This is a genomic window from Rhizobacter sp. P3_B12, from assembly GCF_056402895.1.
The window spans coordinates 1-1292 of the sequence record NZ_JBFUGN010001346.1; the positions used below are offsets into that span (position 1 = coordinate 1).

General features: G+C 69.0%; 2 protein-coding genes. Both read right to left on the reverse strand.

Annotated features, from left to right (window positions below; genetic code table 11):
• A partial coding sequence (locus AC1D01_RS35095; RefSeq protein WP_477874197.1) for an ABC transporter permease occupies positions 1-921 on the reverse strand: 921 nt, incomplete at its 3' end.
• Positions 918-1292 (reverse strand): ABC transporter permease (locus AC1D01_RS35100; protein ID WP_477874199.1); only part of this gene is annotated, 375 nt, incomplete at its 5' end. The genes AC1D01_RS35100 and AC1D01_RS35095, both read right to left, overlap by 4 nt.

Genomic DNA, 1292 nt, shown 5'->3' on the forward strand with positions numbered 1-1292 from the left:
GTGTGCGTTGCGTGGGTTCAGGATGTCGCGCAGGTGGTCGCCGACCAGGTTGATGCCGACGATCGCCAGCGCCAGCGCGATGCCCGGGAAGAACGAGATCCAGTAGTTGCCCGACAGCAGGAACTCGTAGCCGTTGGCAATCAGCATGCCGAGCGAGGGTTCCGTCACCGGCACGCCGACGCCGAGGAAGGACAGCGTCGACTCCAGCGCGATGGCGTGCGCCAGGTCGATGGTGGCGATCACGATCAGCGGCGGCAGGCAGTTGGGCAGCATGTGGCGCAGCAGCACGCGCGGCCAGCCGAGCGACATGCATTGCGCGGCCTCGATGTATTCCTTCGCGCGCTCCACCAGCGCGGCGCCGCGCGCGGCCCGCGCGAAATAGGCCCACTGCACGATGACGAGCGCGAGGATCACCTTGTCGACGCCCTTGCCGAGGATGGCCAGCAGGATCAGCGCGACCAGGATGGCCGGGAACGACAGCTGGATGTCGACGATGCGCATCAGCAGCGCATCGATCCACCCGCCGAAATAGGCGGCCGCCAGCCCGACCGCGCTGCCGATGGCCAGCGCCGCCGCGACCGAGACGCCGCCCACCAGCAGGCTGGTGCGCAGGCCGTAGAGGATGGCCGACAGCAGGTCGCGCGCCTGGCCGTCGGTGCCCAGCCAGTAGGTCATCGTGCCGGCGGCGTCGCGGCTGCCGGGCGGCAGCTTCGAGTCGAAGATGTCGAGCTTGCCGATGTCGTACGGGTTCTGCGGCGCGATCCACGGCGCGAACACGGCGGCGAACAGCGCGAGGGCCAGCAAGGCCAGGCCGAACAGCGCCAGGCGGTCGGCCATGAACTCGCGGCGCAGGCGCTGCCACGGCGTCTCGGGCGGAGGAAGGGACGGCGGCAGCGGGGGCGCCAGTGCTTCGGCGGTCATGCCTTGGCCCCCTGCAGCCGCACGCGCGGGTCGAGCACCGAGTAGAGAACGTCCACCAGCAGGTTCAGCATCACGAGGAAGAACACGATCAGGATCAGGTAGGCGACGACCACCGGCCGGTCGAGCGTGATGATCGAATCGAGCAGCAGCTTGCCCATGCCGGGCCACGCGAAGATGGTCTCGGTGACGACCGCAAACGCGACCACCTGGCCGAACTCCAGCCCGCCGACCGTGACGATCGGCACCATGATGTTCTTCAGCAGGTGCACCCGCAGGATGCGCCCCCAGCCCAGGCCCTTGGCGCGCGCGAACTTGATGTAATCCATCGGCAGCGCCTCGCGCGTGGCGGCGCGCGTCACGCGGATGATCAG